Genomic DNA, 15,648 nt, shown 5'->3' with positions numbered 1-15,648 from the left:
CATGCCATCGGCAGCTGCTGTCAAGCCTGGGTGCTGATCTTCGGCCAAATCGGACGGCCCGTCGACGGACCGGACCTGCCGCTTCCGTTACCCGCCCCCGCCCGTTTCCCGGCCGCTCAGCGCGGCCCCGCCGACGATTCGTCAGAACCACTCGGCTATCGTCTCGGACGGCGGAAACTCGTCTCGCATCGCAGGATATCGGCGTTGGGCTGACAGTCAGACCTTTACGCAATCGGCACGGTCGACCACACTGAGTCCGGGCGGGACTGGTCAGGATTCGGGGGATGGGGGGCGTCACGTGCTGCACGACAGACCTTGTGCGATCGCTGCGCGCTCCCTCACCGGCCGTGGTGTGCCGGACGGTCCGCGATTCCGCCTCGGGACCGTCGGACAGGCCGGGGTCCGGCTTCGCAGGTGCCGCCGGCCGGTGGCACCCCGCTATGAAACGAGGAAGTGAGTCCGGGTGGCACTCTCCGTCTCCGCGCTGGTCCTGTTCGCGATCCTGTGCATCATCTTCATCCGCAACAAGCAGCTGAAGATCCCGCACGCCATCATCGCCGCCCTGTTCGGCTTCATGCTGCACGAGACCACGGTCGCCGGTTCGATCAACGCCCTGCTCGCGAACCTGGCGCACAGCATCTCCGGTATCACCGGCGGCTGACCGCTGGAGGGCCGGCAGCACCCGCGAGGGGTCACCGGCCGGCCCGTCTGGCCTCCCGCCAACGAGCGAACAGTCCCCGGGGGCGCACCGTCGCCGGGGTCGACGTGCGCACCGGCGCGCGTGCCGCGGTACTCGCCGGCGCCACCGCCCGTGCGACCGGCTCCACCGCTGTCAGCAGCACGAACAGCCGCGCCCAGCACAGCCGTTCACCCCGGGGCCAGTCCAGCGCCCGCAGCGCCGCCGACGCCGCCGACGCCGCCTCGCCGTTGACCCGGACCTCGGCGACGTCGTCGCCCGCCTTCCCGCCCAGGAAGAGCTTCACCCCGACCGGGCCCGGCCCGGTCAGCTCCGGCCGCAGCGCCGGCGCCAGCGCGGGCAGCACCCGGTGCTCCGCGAGCCAGGCCGCCAGCCGCTCGTTGCCGAACCCGAACACCGCCGCCGGACCCTGCACCACGTGCCACCCGGGCAGTTCGGCGTGGTCCGCGTGGTCGGCGTGCACGCCCCGGCCGTCCGTCAGCTCGACCAGCACCGAGGCGGTGGTGGTCGCCCACATCTTCACCGCGTTCGCGAGCTTCTCCTCCTCGGTCTTGCCGAGGCCCGCCGCGCAGTCCCACACCACCGGCGCGTCCGCGCGCCCCAGGTGCAGCACGAAGCCGAGGTCGACGTGGCCGCCGCCATCGTCCCCCGGGTGCTCGCGTACGGCCACCGCCGTCGTCCCCGGGCCGCGCACCACGTCGCCGTCCGCGTGGAACTCCTGCCCGAGCCGCGCCATCTCCCTGACCACACACCGCTGTATGACGGCCAGTCGCTCCTCGGGACGCACCGGGACTCCTCCACCTCTGGATCGCAGTGTTCTGCGTGACGCTCCGTACGCGCCCTCGAACTGCGCTCGAACGCCGCCGAGGCTATCGGCCCGACAGCCAACCGGGAAACCGTCCGGACCGTCCGATCCTCCGGTCGCGGGAATGTCCTGAATGCACCATTTTGGGGAGCGGAACCTGAAGGCCGTCCGCCTGGAGAACCCGCATGCCCCGCACCGACCTGACACCCCCTCCGCCGCTCCTCGCCCTCCCTCCATCGCTACTGACGGGCCCGGACGGCTCCGGCCTGGTCGCCGAGATCGAGGCCTACCTCGCCTCCCTGCCCGCCCCCGCGCGCACCCCGGTGCCGTACGTCTGCCCGTACGGCACCGCCCTGCGCCCCTGGCACATCGGCCACCCGCTGCCCCGGGCCACCCTGCTCGACCGGGTGCTGCGCCGCCCCGCCCGCCCGGTACCGGTCAGCGCCGCGGACCACCTGCGGCTGGCCTCCCGCTACATCGGTGCCGCCGGCTGGCTCCAGGGCGCGATGTGGGACGCCGGCGGCCGGGTCTGCCTGCTCGGGGCGCAGGCCGCGGTCCTCGCGCACGGCTACGGCACCCCGGGTACCGTCCGCACCGCCCGGATCCAGCTGATGGAGGTGCTGCACGCCACGGGCCGCCCGGTGAACTCCCCGGACGAGTACAACGACCGCCCGACCACCCGGCAGGCCGACGTCCACCAGCTGCTCGACCGGGCCGCGGCCCGGGCCGGCCGCCTCGGGGTCTGACCCGTGACCCGCGCGGAAACGCCGATGGCCCCGGTGCGAGGACGCACCGGGGCCGGGCCGATGAGCGGGCGACGAGAATCGAACTCGCGTGACTAGTTTGGAAGACTAGGGCTCTACCATTGAGCTACGCCCGCACGATCCCCCGGACGTTGCCGACCGGAAGTTCGGGGAACAGCGTACCTGGTCCGGTCGCTCCCGCGCACACCGCATTTTCCTCGGCGTTCCCGCACACTCCTTCGGCCCGCCCCGAAATAAGTCGGCCGGCCGCAAGGGCCCGGCGTGTACGCTTCCTCTCGGCACCACGGGGTGTGGCGCAGTTTGGTAGCGCGTCCGCTTTGGGAGCGGAAGGCCGTCGGTTCGAATCCGGTCACCCCGACAGTGCGGCAGGGTCTCGTCCACCGGGCGGGGCCCTGTTCTGTTTGAGGGTACGGTGGCGTCTGGCGTCCGCCTTTCGTGGTACCGGTAGGATGGGGCGCTGGCGGTAGTCCCTGCGGCGTCCACCCAGGTCAACCGCACGAGGGCGAGGAGTCACGCTCACCGTCCACCCCCCCCCACGGGAGATGCAGCTCCAACCGCCCATCGCCCGTCTCGCCCGACCCACCCGTTCCGGCCCCGGCCGGCGGTCCGGGGACGGCGGAGGCAACCTGACCGCAAGCCCATAGGAGACCTAACCGTGAAGAGCGCCGTCGAGACTCTGAACCCGACCCGGGTTCGACTCACCGTCGAGGTGCCCTTCGAGGAGCTCAAGCCCAGCCTCGACGCGGCGTACAAGAAGATCAACCAGCAGGTCACGGTTCCGGGCTTCCGCAAGGGCAAGATCCCGGCTCGCGTCATCGACCAGCGTTTCGGCCGTGGCGCCGTGCTGGAGGAGGCCGTCAACGACGCCCTGCCGCGCTTCTACACGCAGGCCGTCGACGAGGGCAAGATTGAGGTCCTCGGCCAGCCCGACATCACCAACATCGAGGGTGTCGAGAAGATCGCCGATGGCGGCGACCTGAAGTTCACCGCCGAGGTGGACATCCGCCCGGAGATCACCCTGCCGGACTTCGCCTCCATCGAGGTGACCGTCGACGCGATCGTCGTCGCCGACGAGGACGTCGAGAAGTCGCTGGAGCAGCTGCGCGAGCGCTTCTCCTCCGTCAAGGACGTCGAGCGCGCCGCCGCCGCCGGTGACATCGTGGTCGTCGACCTGGTGGCCAAGGTCGACGGCGAGGTGCCGGAGGACGGCACCGCCAACGGCGTCAGCTACGAGATCGGCTCGGGCCGCCTGATCGACGGCATCGACGACGCCGTCGTCGGCCTGGAGGCCGGTGGCACCGCCACCTTCAACACCGAGCTCAAGGGCGGCACCCAGGCGGGCAAGACCTCCGAGGTCACCGTCACCGTCACCGCCGTCCAGGAGAAGGAGCTGCCCGAGCTGGACGACGAGTTCGCCCAGCTGGCCAGCGAGTTCGACACCCTGGAGGACCTGCGCGCCGACTCCCGCAAGCGCCTGGAGCGCATGAAGGAGTACGACCAGGCCACCCAGGCCCAGGAGAAGGTGCTGGACGCGCTGCTCGGCCTGGTCGAGATCGAGTTCCCGGAGAAGCTTCTCAAGGACGAGATCGAGACCCGCAAGCACAACCTGGAGCACCACCAGCTGGAGCCGATGGGCCTGACCATCGACACCTACCTGGAGACCCAGGGCAAGACCCGCGAGGAGTGGGAGGCGGAGATCGAGGAGCAGGCGAAGAAGGGCATCAAGACCCAGTTCGTCCTGGACCAGATCGTCGCCGACGAGGAGCTGGGCGTTAACCAGGAGGAGCTCACCGAGCACCTCATCCGCCGCGCTGCCGGCTCCGGCCTCACCCCGGACCAGTTCGCCCAGCAGGTCGTCCAGGGTGGCCAGGTGCCGCTGCTGGTCGGCGAGGTCGCCCGCGGCAAGGCGCTGGCCACCGTGGTCGAGGCCGCCAAGGTCGTCGACTCCGAGGGCAACGAGGTCAACTTCGACGACGAGACCGACGAGTCGGCCGAGACCGTCGAGGCCACCGAGGCCGCCGAGGCCGCCGCCGAGGAGAAGACCGAGGCCTGATCGCCCCGGTAAACCCCGAAGCGCCCAGCGGGCCCGGACGCCGTAACGGTGTCCGGGCCCGCTGTCGTTCCAGCCGTTGTCGTTCCACCCGGAGGCACCCCGTCCGGCTCGTGCGACCCTGCGCTCACAGCGAACAGTTCTGCGTGAGGGATTCTGCGGCCCGGCCTGCGCGTTAGGGTCCTTGGACAGCAACAATCACGACGTGATACCCGGAAGCTGTGCGACACCGTGACGGCCGCCCCGCGACCGTCCAAATCGACTGAGCAGGTGGCTAAGTGACGTTCCCGCAGATGCAGATGGGCCCGATGGCGCCGCACGCCGCCTCTGGTGACGTGCTCGGCGGCCTGGGCGACCAGGTCTACAACCGGCTTCTCAACGAGCGGATCATCTTCCTCGGCCAGCAGGTCGACGACGACATCGCCAACAAGATCACCGCCCAGCTGCTGCTGCTGGCCGCGGACCCGGACAAGGACGTCTTCCTCTACATCAACTCCCCGGGTGGCTCGATCTCGGCCGGCATGGCGATCTACGACACCATGCAGTACATCAAGAACGACGTCGTCACCATCGCGATGGGCATGGCGGCCTCGATGGGCCAGTTCCTGCTGACCGCCGGCGCCAAGGGCAAGCGCTTCTCGCTGCCGAACGCCAACATCCTGATGCACCAGCCGTCCGCCGGCCTCGGCGGCTCCGCCACCGACATCCGCATCCAGGCCGAGCAGCTGCTGCGCACCAAGAAGCGGATGTCCGAGCTGATCGCCTTCCATAGCGGCCAGTCCTTCGAGCAGATCACCAAGGATTCCGACCGCGACCGCTGGTTCACGCCGGAGGAGGCGCTGGAGTACGGCCTGATCGACGCGATCATGCACAGCGCCGCGGATGTCCCCGGCGGCGGCGGCACGGGCGCCTGAGCCTCGGCCCGGCCCACGAGACCACAGCCCCAACGCCCCGGAGGACAAGAACCCCCATGAACATCCCCAGCCTGTCGGCCGCCCAGGCCCGCGTCGAGGACATGCGCGCCGAGGGCCGCTACATCGTCCCGCGCTTCGTCGAGCGCACCACGCAGGGCATCCGCGAGTACGACCCGTACGCCAAGCTGTTCGAGGAGCGCATCATCTTCCTCGGCTCCCAGGTGGACGACGTCTCGGCCAACGACATCATGGCGCAGCTGCTGTGCCTGGAGTCGATGGACCCGGACCGCGAGATCCAGATGTACATCAACTCGCCCGGCGGCTCGTTCACGGCCCTGACGGCCATCTACGACACCATGCAGTACGTGAAGCCGGACATCACCACGGTCTGCATGGGCCAGGCGGCCTCCGCCGCGGCCGTGCTGCTCGCGGCCGGTACCCCCGGCAAGCGGATGGCGCTGCCGAACGCCCGTATCCTGATCCACCAGCCGTACACCGAGACCGGCCGCGGTCAGGTGTCCGACCTGGAGATCCAGGCCAAGGAGATCTTCCGGATGCGCGAGCAGCTGGAGGAGATGCTCTCCAAGCACTCCAACAAGTCGGTGGAGCAGGTGCGGGAGGACATCGAGCGCGACAAGATCCTGACCGCCGAGGAGGCCGCCGAGTACGGCCTGATCGACCAGATCATCTCCACCCGCAAGACCTCGCTGACCTCCTGAGGTCGGCAGCTTCCGGGGCGGGGCGCGCACGCCGTTGCGCGCCCCGCCCCGGACCCGTCGGCGGCCTCCGCGACGGCATCTGTTCGGTATCAATTCGCCCAGGGCGTAGGGCAGACCCGGCGAAGAGGACGGAATCAGGGGCCCGGCAGAGTACCGTCGGATAGCGAGACCGATCGCCGTCGGCGTTGACGGTCCACAGCACCAGGCCCCGGAACCCCTGCGGGGCCCCTGGCGAAGGGGAAGCACCTCGTGGCACGCATCGGAGACGGTGGCGACCTGCTCAAGTGCTCGTTCTGCGGCAAGTCGCAGAAGCAGGTGAAGAAGCTGATCGCCGGCCCAGGCGTGTACATCTGCGACGAGTGCATCGACCTGTGCAACGAGATCATCGAGGAGGAACTCGCCGAGACCTCCGAGGTGCGCTTCGAGGAGCTCCCGAAGCCGCGCGAGATCTACGAGTTCCTGGACCAGTACGTGGTCGGCCAGGACCTCGCCAAGAAGGCGCTGTCGGTAGCCGTCTACAACCACTACAAGCGCGTTCAGGCCGGCGAGGCGGGCCGCAGCGGCGGCAACGGCCGCGAGGACGCCATCGAGCTGGCCAAGTCGAACATCCTGCTGCTGGGCCCCACCGGCTCCGGCAAGACGCTCCTCGCGCAGACCCTGGCCCGGATGCTCAACGTGCCGTTCGCGATCGCGGACGCCACCGCGCTGACCGAGGCCGGGTACGTCGGCGAGGACGTCGAGAACATCCTGCTCAAGCTGATCCAGGCGGCCGACTACGACGTCAAGAAGGCCGAGACCGGGATCATCTACATCGACGAGATCGACAAGGTCGCGCGCAAGAGCGAGAACCCGTCGATCACCCGTGACGTCTCCGGCGAGGGCGTGCAGCAGGCGCTGCTGAAGATCCTGGAGGGCACCACCGCCTCGGTGCCGCCGCAGGGCGGGCGCAAGCACCCGCACCAGGAGTTCATCCAGATCGACACCACCAACGTGCTGTTCATCGTCGGCGGCGCGTTCGCCGGCCTGGAGCGGATCATCGAGGGCCGCGCGGGTGCCAAGGGCATCGGCTTCGGCGCCAACATCCGCTCCAAGCGGGAGTCGGACGCCAGCGACCACTTCCGCCAGGTGATGCCCGAGGACCTGGTGAAGTTCGGCATGATCCCGGAGTTCATCGGCCGGCTGCCGGTGATCACCAGCGTGCACAACCTGGACCGCGAGGCGCTCCTGCAGATCCTCACCGAGCCGAAGAACGCGCTGGTCAAGCAGTACCGCAAGCTCTTCGAACTGGACGGGGTGGAGCTGGAGTTCTCCCGGGACGCGCTGGAGGCGATCGCCGACCAGGCGATCCTGCGCGGCACCGGCGCGCGCGGTCTGCGGGCCATCATGGAGGAGGTGCTGATGTCCGTGATGTACGAGGTCCCCTCGCGCCAGGACGTCGCCCGCGTGGTGGTCACCGGGGACGTGGTCTCCAAGCACGCGATCCCGACCCTCGTCCCGCGCGACATGATCAAGCGCGAGCGGCGCGAGAAGAGCGCCTGACCCGCGATCGTCGTACGAGAAGGGGCCCCGCACCGACCGGTGCGGGGCCCCTTCTCGTACGACTGACCGTTACTTGGCCACCTCGGCGACCGCGCGCAGGTCGCGGGCGTCGGCGGCGAGCTTGTCCAGGTCCGGCGGGGTGTCGTCGGTGGCGACCTTCAGCACCATGACGACGCTGCTGTTGTCGGCCCAGGCGCAGATGCCCATCTTGGTGTCGCTGTCGGTGGCGTTGGCGCACTCCATCGTGCCGCCCTTGGGACCGGCGTCCACCGCGTGCCGGCTGTCGAGCTTCGGGCCGCTGGAGGTGAAGCCGGTGAACATCTGGTCCAGCTCCTGCTTCGGCAGCAGCACCTTGCCGTAGACGCCCACCGCGACCAGCTGCGGCTCCGACTGCGCGTCCTGGTAGACCCCGGCCACGCCGGTGGGCTTCCAGTTGCCGTCGCCCTTGCCGATCTCCGCGGTGAGCTCGTCCTCTATCTTCTGGGTGGTCGCGGGGTCGTCGTTCTTCTTCAGGTCCTTGAACGTGGCCGGCATCACGATCTTCTGGGTGCCCGCGTTGCTGGTTAGGTCGAAGACGAAGTACGCGAGCGCGCCGCCGCCCAGGACCAGCACGCCGAAGACGACGCCGAGCACGATCCACAGCGTCTTGTGCGACTTGCGCGGCGGCGGAGGCGGGGCGTACATGCCGTACGCGGGGTAGCCGCCGGCCTGGTCGTACCCGGGGTAGCCGGCCTGGTCGGGCGCCGGGTAGCCGGGGGCCTGAGCGGGCGCGGGGTAGCCGGGGGGCGGGGTCTGCGGCGGCACGGGTGCCGCGCCGTACGGCTGGCCGGCGGGCGGCGGCGGGGCGCCGTGGGGGCTCTGCTCGGTCACGAGGGCCCTTTCTTGGGATGGGAGAGCGGCGCCGCCCCGGAAACCCGGGGCGGCGGTGAGCAACGGCGCCCGAGGCTACTTGGCAACCTTCATCGCGTCGCGGATGGCCCGGGCCTTGTCGGCGGCCTGGGCCGGGGTGAGCGGGGTCGGCGCCGCGCCGGTCAGGCTGGGGTGCGAGAACGTGATGCGGCCGGTGGTGGACTTGTCCGCCCAGACACAGACCGTGGTCTGGCTCTTGCCGCCGAGGATGCTGTACACGCCGCACTCCAGCTTTCCGGAGGAGGCGTGGCTGTCCTGCGCCGGGAACTCGGTCATCGGCGTGGACCAGGTCGCGCCGCCGCCGTCCTTCTTCGAGTCCTCGATGATCTGGTTCGGGTCGTTGAGCGTCCCGTAGACGCCGATCACCGAGATGCCGTCGAGCGGGTCGGGGGCCTTGGTGTAGCTGGCCACCAGGACGTTGAGGTCCGTGCCGAGCTTGGCGGCCTCGGGCTTGCTGGTGTCGGCGGGCTTCTCCTCGGCCGTCTTCTTGACGTACCCGTCCGGGAGGCTCTGCGGGGCGGCGATCTTGTACTTGCCGCCCGCGTCGCTGCCGCCGCCGATGAACTTGTAGGCGGCGAAGCCGCCGCCACCCAGCACCAGCGCGCCGATCACCAGACCGACCACCAGGCCGGCCTTGCTTTTCTTCGGCGGCGCCGGGTACCCGGGCTGCCCGTACGGGGCCTGCGGCGGCACGCCGTAGGGCTGTTGGGGCGCGCCGTACTGGGGCTGCCCCTGCGGCGGGTAGCCGTACTGGGGCTGCGGCGCGCCGTACTGCGGCTGCGGCTGCGGCTGCGGCTGGCCGTACGGGGGCTGTCCCCCGTAAGGCTGCGGCTGTCCCTGCGGATACTGCTGGTTCTGGCCGTACATCTGTCTGTGCTCCCCCGCCGCACCTTGCGGCCTGTCTGGTTGTTGTCCCGTTGTCCCGTTACTGCCCGGAAAACCGGACGAGTGCCCGGGCACGGTATCGCACGCCGCCCACGCCGGACCCGGCCGGGCACACGGAGTCCGCGGACCGAAAGCGGTTCGTAACCCACGCCCCCGGTTACGTAAACTGTGCGTCGTGACCGACACGACGAACCAGCGCCCCGTGAGCACCACCCCCGGGGACGATGCGGCAACCCTCCCGACGACCTACACCCCCGCGGACGTAGAGGGCGAGCTGTACGAGCGCTGGGTGGAGCGTGGCTACTTCACCGCGGACGCCAAGAGCGACAAGCCCCCGTTCACCATCGTCATCCCCCCGCCGAACGTCACCGGCAGCCTGCACCTGGGCCACGCCTTCGAGCACACGCTGATCGACGCGCTGGTCCGCCGCAAGCGGATGCAGGGCTACGAGGCGCTGTGGCAGCCGGGCATGGACCACGCCGGCATCGCCACCCAGAACGTGGTCGAGCGCGAGCTCGCCAAGGAGGGCAAGTCCCGCCACGACCTGGGCCGCGAGGCCTTCGTCGAGCGCGTCTGGAAGTGGAAGGCGGAGTCCGGCGGCCAGATCTCCGGTCAGATGCGCCGCCTCGGCGACGGCGTCGACTGGTCCCGCGAGCGCTTCACCATGGACGAGGGCCTGTCCCAGGCCGTCCAGACCATCTTCAAGAAGCTCTTCGACGACGAGCTGATCTACCGGGCCGAGCGCATCATCAACTGGTGCCCGCGCTGCCTGACCGCCATCTCGGACATCGAGGTGGAGTACCAGGACGACGACGGCGAGCTGGTCTCGATCCGCTACGGCGAGGGCGAGAACTCGATCGTCGTCGCGACCACCCGCGCCGAGACGATGCTCGGTGACACCGCGGTGGCCGTCCACCCGGAGGACGAGCGCTACAAGCACCTGGTCGGCACCGAGATCGAGCTGCCGCTCACCGGCCGCCGCATCCCGGTCGTCGCCGACGCGCACGTCGACCCGGAGTTCGGCACCGGCGCCGTCAAGGTGACGCCCGCGCACGACCCGAACGACTTCGAGATCGGCCAGCGGCACAACCTGCCGGCCATCACCGTCATGGACGAGCACGCCGTCATCACCGCGCACGGCCCGTTCCTCGGCCTGGACCGCCTGGAGGCCCGCTCGGCGATCGTCGCCGCGCTGCGCGCCGACGGCCGGATCGTCGCCGAGAAGCGCCCGTACGTCCACTCGGTCGGCCACTGCTCGCGCTGCAAGACCACCATCGAGCCGCGGCTGTCCATGCAGTGGTGGGTCAAGGTCGGCCCGCTCGCGCAGGCCGCCGGTGACGCGGTCCGCGACGGCCGGGTGAAGATCCACCCGCAGGAGATGGAGAAGCGCTACTTCGACTGGGTCGACAACCTGCACGACTGGTGCATCTCGCGCCAGCTGTGGTGGGGCCACCGCATCCCGGTCTGGTACGGCCCGAACGGCGAGGTCGTCTGCGTCGGACCGGACGAGCAGCCGCCCGCCGGCGAGGGCTGGCACCAGGACACCGACGTCCTGGACACCTGGTTCTCCTCCGGCCTGTGGCCGTTCTCCACGCTCGGCTGGCCGGAGCAGACCGAGAGCCTGGCGAAGTTCTACCCGAACTCCGTCCTGGTCACCGGCTACGACATCCTGTTCTTCTGGGTCGCCCGGATGATGATGTTCGGCCTCTACGCGATGGACGGCACCCCGCCGTTCCACACCATCGCGCTGCACGGCATGGTCCGTGACCAGAACGGCAAGAAGATGTCGAAGTCCTTCGGCAACGTGGTCAACCCGCTGGACTGGATGGACAAGTACGGCTCCGACGCGCTGCGCTTCACGCTGGCGCGCGGTGCCAACCCGGGCGTCGACGTGCCGATCGGCGAGGACTGGGTCCAGGCGGCCCGGAACTTCGCCAACAAGATCTGGAACGCCACCCGCTTCGCGCTGATGAACGGCGCCACCGTCGAGGGCCCGCTGCCCGCGCCGGAGGAGCTGACCGCGACCGACCGCTGGATCCTGTCGCGCCTCAACAGCACGGTCGCCGAGGTGGACGGGCTGTACGAGGACTACCAGTTCTCCAAGCTCTCCGAGGCGCTGTACCACTTCGCGTGGGACGAGGTCTTCGACTGGTACGTCGAGCTCTCCAAGACCACCCTGGCAAAGGGCGGTCCGCAGGCCGACGCCGTGCGCCGGGTGCTCGGCGAGATCCTGGACGTCACGCTGCGGCTGCTGCACCCGATCGTGCCGTTCGTCACCGACACCCTGTGGACGACGCTGACCGGTGCCGAGTCGCTGGTCATCGCCGACTGGCCGAAGGACAGCGGCTACCGCGACGCCGAGGCCGAGGCCGAGATCGCCACGCTCCAGCAGGTGGTCACCGAGGTCCGCCGGTTCCGCTCGGACCAGGGCCTGAAGCCGGGCCAGCGCGTCCCGGCGAAGCTGGAGCTGGACGGCACCGTGCTGGTGGTCCACGAGGACGCGATCCGCTCGCTGCTGCGGCTGACCGTCCCCGAGGAGGGCTTCGCGGCCACCGCCTCGCTCCCGGTCGCCGGCGCCACTGTGTCGCTGGACCTCTCCGGCACCATCGACGTCGCGGCGGAGCGCAAGCGCCTCGCCAAGGACCTCGCGGCCGCCGAGAAGGAGAAGGCGCAGACCACCGCCAAGCTCGGCAACGAGGCGTTCCTCGCCAAGGCGCCGGACGACGTGGTCGCCAAGATCCGGACCCGCCAGGACGCCGCCGAGGCCGACATCGCCCGGATCACCGCCCAGATCGCGGCGCTGCCGCAGGGCTGAGCCGCCCGTCCGTAGCCCCGAGGGGCCGCATTCCGCCGGGAGCGGGGTGCGGCCCCTCCGTCATTTCCGGTGGTTTCGCTACGCCCAATAGCCCAGCACCATTGCTCCCTTCCGGCGAATATTCATCCTGGACCGGGTGAGGTCCTATTCCGCCCGAATTCATTCCGGTCTTGCCCGCGCGGGTTCGCGGAAGTTTGCAGGTGGGATGTGTACGGTGTGACGGAGTTTTCGCAGAGCGTTTCTGCTGGGCGTTCTGCTGAGCCGACGGACGGGAGGGCATGGCGTGGTGGTGACCGAGGAGTTGGTTGACGAACTTTCCCCCGCGGCGGTCGAGGAGGCCAAGGCCAGGGCGGCGACGCTGCTGCTCGCGTTCCGGCACGGGAACCAGCTCGCCTTCGATCACGAGCTGGACCTGCTGTTCGCGGAGCACGTCGAGCGCGAGGTGACCACCCTGCTCGCCTGGATCGCCGCGGAGGCGGTCCGCAAGGCCTACGCCCCCGAGGTCGGCGACAAGGTGCTGCGGGCGATGGCCCGGCGGGCGCCGGCCGACACCGGCGCCGTCGCGGTGGACGAGGAGACCGCGGACGCCGCCCGGCTGATCGAGGCGGTGGCCGTCGGTGACGTGGCCGAGGTCCGTGAGCTGGTCGCCTCGACGGCCGACACCACCTTCCTGGTGGGGGGCCTGCTGCAGGGCGTCGCGATGATGCTGCCGTTCCTGCCCGAGGGCGAACTGGCCGAGATCACCACCGAGTTGCGCCGCCGGCACGGCGGCACTGCCGCTCACGTCCCGGAGGCTCGGGCGGGGGTCTGACGAGGTCCCCGGCCCGGGCTCGGCGTGGCGTTACTGCATCACGGCATCGCGTGCAGGTGTGTGCCGATGGTGTGCGTGTGCGTGCGGGAGCTACCGACAACTCAAGTCCCTGTCGGGAAAGGAGACTTGTCTCACAAGGTGGAGTAGACCAATCCGGCTGTCAAGAGGAGTGTCACGCCGCGGGTGGACCCGCATCGCTCTCGGTCCGCCCGAAGACCGGGGGCATGTGGGCGGCCGGTGCCGGCGAGATCAGCCCGGCGACACTCCTCTTGATCAAAGGCTGCACGGCATTCGGAGGTGCGAATCGATGCTTCGTTGCGGTTCGAGCTCGCTAGATCAATGATAAAGGGGGCAAAACTGGAAACATGGCGCAAAGTGGTCGTTCTCACCCCGTGAGGACGACCCGCCAACGCTCCGTAGACTGTGGTCGTGAGCGACAAGGCCGACCCGAACCCGTACACCCTCCGCCCCGCCGACGGCGGCACCGGCGACGCCCTGCGCGACGTCGAGACGGAGCTCTCCAAGCGCTGGCCGGAGAACAAGCTGGAGCCCTCGCTCGACCGGATCGAGGCGCTGATGGACATCCTGGGCCAGCCCCAGCGGTCCTTCCCGTCCATCCACATCACCGGCACCAACGGCAAGACCTCCACCGCCCGGATGATCGAGCAGCTGCTCAACGCCTTCGAGCTGCGCACCGGCCGCTACACCAGCCCGCACGTGGAGACCGTCACCGAGCGGATCAGCCTGGACGGCGCCCCCATCACCCCCGAGCGCTTCGTCGAGGTCTACCGCGACATCGCGCCCTACGTGGAGATGGTCGACGCGCAGCAGCCGGTGCCGATGTCCTTCTTCGAGGTGCTGACCGGCATGGCCTACGCCGCGTTCGCCGACGCCCCCGTCGACGTCGCCGTCGTCGAGGTCGGCATGGGCGGCTCCTGGGACGCCACCAACGTCATCGACGCCGCCGTCGCCGTGATCACCCCGATCGGGCTGGACCACACCGACAAGCTCGGCGAGACGACCGGCGAGATCGCGGTCGAGAAGTCCGGGATCATCAAGCCCGGCGCGGTCGCCGTCGTCGCCCAGCAGCAGCTGGACGCCGCCCAGACCATCCTGCGGCGCGCGGTCGAGGTGGACGCCACCGTCGCCCGCGAGGGCATGGAGTTCGGCGTGATCCGCCGCGAGGTCGCCGTCGGCGGCCAGCTGGTGACGCTGCGCGGGCTCGGCGGCGAGGAGTACGAGGACGTCTTCATCCCGCTGCACGGCGAGTACCAGGCGCAGAACGCGGCGCTCGCGCTGGCCGCGGTCGAGGCCTTCTTCGGCGTCGGCGGCGCCCGTGGCGGGCAGCTCGACGTGGACAAGATCCGTCAGGCCTTCTTCGGCGTCTCCTCGCCGGGCCGCCTGGAGATCGTTCGCCGCAGCCCCACGATCATCCTGGACGCCGCCCACAACCCGCACGGCGCGCAGGCCACCGTCGCCGCGATCGGCGAGGCCTTCGGCTTCACCCGGCTGGTCGGCGTGATCGGCACCTCCGGGGACAAGGACGTGGCCGGCGTGCTGGAGGCCTTCGAGCCGATCCTCGCCGAGGTCGTCATCACCCGGAACTCCACCCACCGCGCGATGGACGTCGACGCGCTGGCCGCGCTGGCCGTCGACATCTTCGGCGAGGACCGCGTCCAGGTCGAGCCCCGGCTCGACGACGCCATCGCCGCCGCCGTCACCCTCGCCGAGGAGGGGGGCGACCTCGGCGGCGCCGGGGTGCTGATCACCGGTTCGGTCATCACGGTGGGCGAGGCCCGCCTGCTGCTCGGGAGGAAGTGACATGAGGACGCTCTGCTCCTCCACGCTGATCGGCGAGGCGCTCCTGATCGTCTTCGCGGCGCTGGTCGCGATGCGGCTCTCCAGCGTCTCGACGGCCACGGTCTGGATCGTCAGCGGAATCGCCATGGCGCTGTGCATCGCGTTGTGCGGCATGATCAACCGGCCCGGTGCGGTGACGACCGGCTGGGTGCTGCAGATCGGCCTGATCGCCAGCGGCTTCGTCCTGCCGACGATGTTCGCCCTCGGCGCGGTCTTCGCCGGCCTGTGGTGGTGCTCCGTGCACTACGGCCGCAAGGTGGACGAGTTCAAGGCTGCCCGCGCCGCCGCCGAAGCAGCCGCTGCCCAGGCCTAGACCAGGCCCCGGACCAGCGGAACCGGCAGGTCGCTCACGCAAGGTAACCTCTGCCGTGTCGCATACCGTATGCCGGACCAAATCCCCAGGAGACGCACCGTGTCCCAGCGCACTCTCGTCCTGCTCAAGCCCGACGCCGTCCAGCGCGGCCTGGCCGGCGAGATCATCAGCCGCATCGAGCGCAAGGCCGGCTGGCGGCTGACCGCCGTCGAGCTGCGCACCTTCGACCGGGGGACGCTGGAGCAGCACTACGCGGAGCACGTCGGCCGCCCGTTCTACGAGCCGCTGCTGGAGTTCATGACCTCCGGCCCGTCGATCGCGATGATCGTCGAGGGGGAGGAGGTCGTCCGCGGCATCCGCATGCTGGCCGGCGCGACCAACCCGCTGGAGGCCGGAGCCGGCACCATTCGCGGCGACTACGCGACGATCACCCGCGAGAACCTGATCCACGCCTCCGACTCCCCGGAGTCCGCCGAGCGCGAGATCAAGATCTTCTTCCCCGCCCACGCCTGAACCGGCACCGGGCGGCACGCCCGAGGGACCTAGGGACTGCCCCGGTCGGGACCA

General features: G+C 70.0%; 14 protein-coding genes and 2 tRNA genes. 12 read left to right on the top strand and 4 right to left on the bottom strand.

Translation table 11 applies throughout. The annotated features are described in order from the left end of the window. Window positions 1–463: 463 nt before the first annotated feature. Entirely contained in the window at window positions 464–661 is a 198-nt protein-coding gene (locus KV557_RS30325; RefSeq protein ID WP_218204744.1) for a hypothetical protein, read from the top strand. Window positions 662–692: 31 nt separating this feature from the next. On the opposite strand, the gene KV557_RS30320 is transcribed toward KV557_RS30325, so the two are convergent. Further along, window positions 693–1,484: a DUF6348 family protein gene (locus tag KV557_RS30320; RefSeq protein WP_218204743.1), complete on the bottom strand. Its 792-nt coding sequence runs from the start codon at window positions 1,482–1,484 to the stop codon at window positions 693–695. Window positions 1,485–1,687: 203 nt separating this feature from the next. Here KV557_RS30320 and KV557_RS30315 point away from each other — a divergent pair, with 203 nt between their 5' ends. Further along, window positions 1,688–2,248 carry a DUF6197 family protein gene (locus KV557_RS30315; protein ID WP_218204742.1) on the top strand — a complete coding sequence of 187 codons (561 nt, stop codon included), beginning with the start codon at window positions 1,688–1,690 and terminating at the stop codon, window positions 2,246–2,248. A 63-nt stretch (window positions 2,249–2,311) separates the two neighbouring features. Here KV557_RS30315 and KV557_RS30310 read toward each other — a convergent pair. Next, window positions 2,312–2,382: transfer RNA gene (locus KV557_RS30310), tRNA-Gly, on the bottom strand. A 168-nt stretch (window positions 2,383–2,550) separates the two neighbouring features. Here KV557_RS30310 and KV557_RS30305 point away from each other — a divergent pair. The 5 genes from KV557_RS30305 to clpX all read left to right on the top strand — a co-directional run bounded on the left by KV557_RS30305 (window position 2,551) and on the right by clpX (window position 7,488). Further along, window positions 2,551–2,624: transfer RNA gene (locus tag KV557_RS30305), tRNA-Pro, on the top strand. A gap of 297 nt (window positions 2,625–2,921) precedes the next feature. Beyond that, the gene (tig, locus tag KV557_RS30300) at window positions 2,922–4,319 is read left to right on the top strand and encodes a trigger factor (protein ID WP_218204741.1); all 1,398 of its coding nucleotides are present in this window, start codon (window positions 2,922–2,924) and stop codon (window positions 4,317–4,319) included. A 296-nt stretch (window positions 4,320–4,615) separates the two neighbouring features. Next, window positions 4,616–5,230: an ATP-dependent Clp protease proteolytic subunit gene (locus KV557_RS30295; protein ID WP_218204775.1), complete on the top strand. Its 615-nt coding sequence runs from the start codon at window positions 4,616–4,618 to the stop codon at window positions 5,228–5,230. 56 nt (window positions 5,231–5,286) lie between these two features. Further along, window positions 5,287–5,949: an ATP-dependent Clp protease proteolytic subunit gene (locus KV557_RS30290; RefSeq protein ID WP_218204740.1), complete on the top strand. Its 663-nt coding sequence runs from the start codon at window positions 5,287–5,289 to the stop codon at window positions 5,947–5,949. Window positions 5,950–6,198: 249 nt separating this feature from the next. After that, window positions 6,199–7,488: an ATP-dependent Clp protease ATP-binding subunit ClpX gene (gene clpX / locus KV557_RS30285; protein ID WP_063347569.1), complete on the top strand. Its 1,290-nt coding sequence runs from the start codon at window positions 6,199–6,201 to the stop codon at window positions 7,486–7,488. A 69-nt stretch (window positions 7,489–7,557) separates the two neighbouring features. On the opposite strand, the gene KV557_RS44205 is transcribed toward clpX, so the two are convergent. Both KV557_RS44205 and KV557_RS30275 read right to left on the bottom strand, forming a co-directional pair. Continuing rightward, window positions 7,558–8,358, bottom strand: coding sequence for a hypothetical protein (locus KV557_RS44205; RefSeq protein WP_218204739.1), 801 nt, complete (start codon window positions 8,356–8,358; stop codon window positions 7,558–7,560). A gap of 75 nt (window positions 8,359–8,433) precedes the next feature. Beyond that, on the bottom strand, window positions 8,434–9,264 hold the full coding sequence (locus KV557_RS30275; RefSeq protein ID WP_218204738.1) for a hypothetical protein: 831 nt from the start codon (window positions 9,262–9,264) through the stop codon (window positions 8,434–8,436). A gap of 193 nt (window positions 9,265–9,457) precedes the next feature. On the opposite strand from KV557_RS30275, the gene KV557_RS30270 reads away from it, so the two are divergent. From KV557_RS30270 to ndk, 5 genes are all read left to right on the top strand, one after another. Then, on the top strand, window positions 9,458–12,097 hold the full coding sequence (locus KV557_RS30270; protein WP_218204737.1) for a valine--tRNA ligase: 2,640 nt from the start codon (window positions 9,458–9,460) through the stop codon (window positions 12,095–12,097). A gap of 301 nt (window positions 12,098–12,398) precedes the next feature. After that, window positions 12,399–12,908 (top strand): hypothetical protein, encoded by a 510-nt coding sequence (locus tag KV557_RS30265; RefSeq protein ID WP_218204736.1) that lies wholly within the window; start codon window positions 12,399–12,401, stop codon window positions 12,906–12,908. A 429-nt stretch (window positions 12,909–13,337) separates the two neighbouring features. Next, window positions 13,338–14,729, top strand: coding sequence for a bifunctional tetrahydrofolate synthase/dihydrofolate synthase (gene folC, locus KV557_RS30260; RefSeq protein WP_218204735.1), 1,392 nt, complete (start codon window positions 13,338–13,340; stop codon window positions 14,727–14,729). A 1-nt stretch (window position 14,730) separates the two neighbouring features. Further along, window positions 14,731–15,081 carry a DUF4233 domain-containing protein gene (locus tag KV557_RS30255; protein WP_218204734.1) on the top strand — a complete coding sequence of 117 codons (351 nt, stop codon included), beginning with the start codon at window positions 14,731–14,733 and terminating at the stop codon, window positions 15,079–15,081. 99 nt (window positions 15,082–15,180) lie between these two features. Further along, entirely contained in the window at window positions 15,181–15,594 is a 414-nt protein-coding gene (gene ndk, locus KV557_RS30250; RefSeq protein WP_218204733.1) for a nucleoside-diphosphate kinase, read from the top strand. Window positions 15,595–15,648: the final 54 nt, after the last annotated feature.

Source organism: Kitasatospora aureofaciens, assembly GCF_019192735.1.
GTDB classification, from domain to species: domain Bacteria; phylum Actinomycetota; class Actinomycetes; order Streptomycetales; family Streptomycetaceae; genus Kitasatospora; species Kitasatospora aureofaciens_A.
The sequence above is the reverse complement of the archived record's forward strand: the minus strand, read 5'-3'. Positions and strand labels throughout refer to the sequence as shown.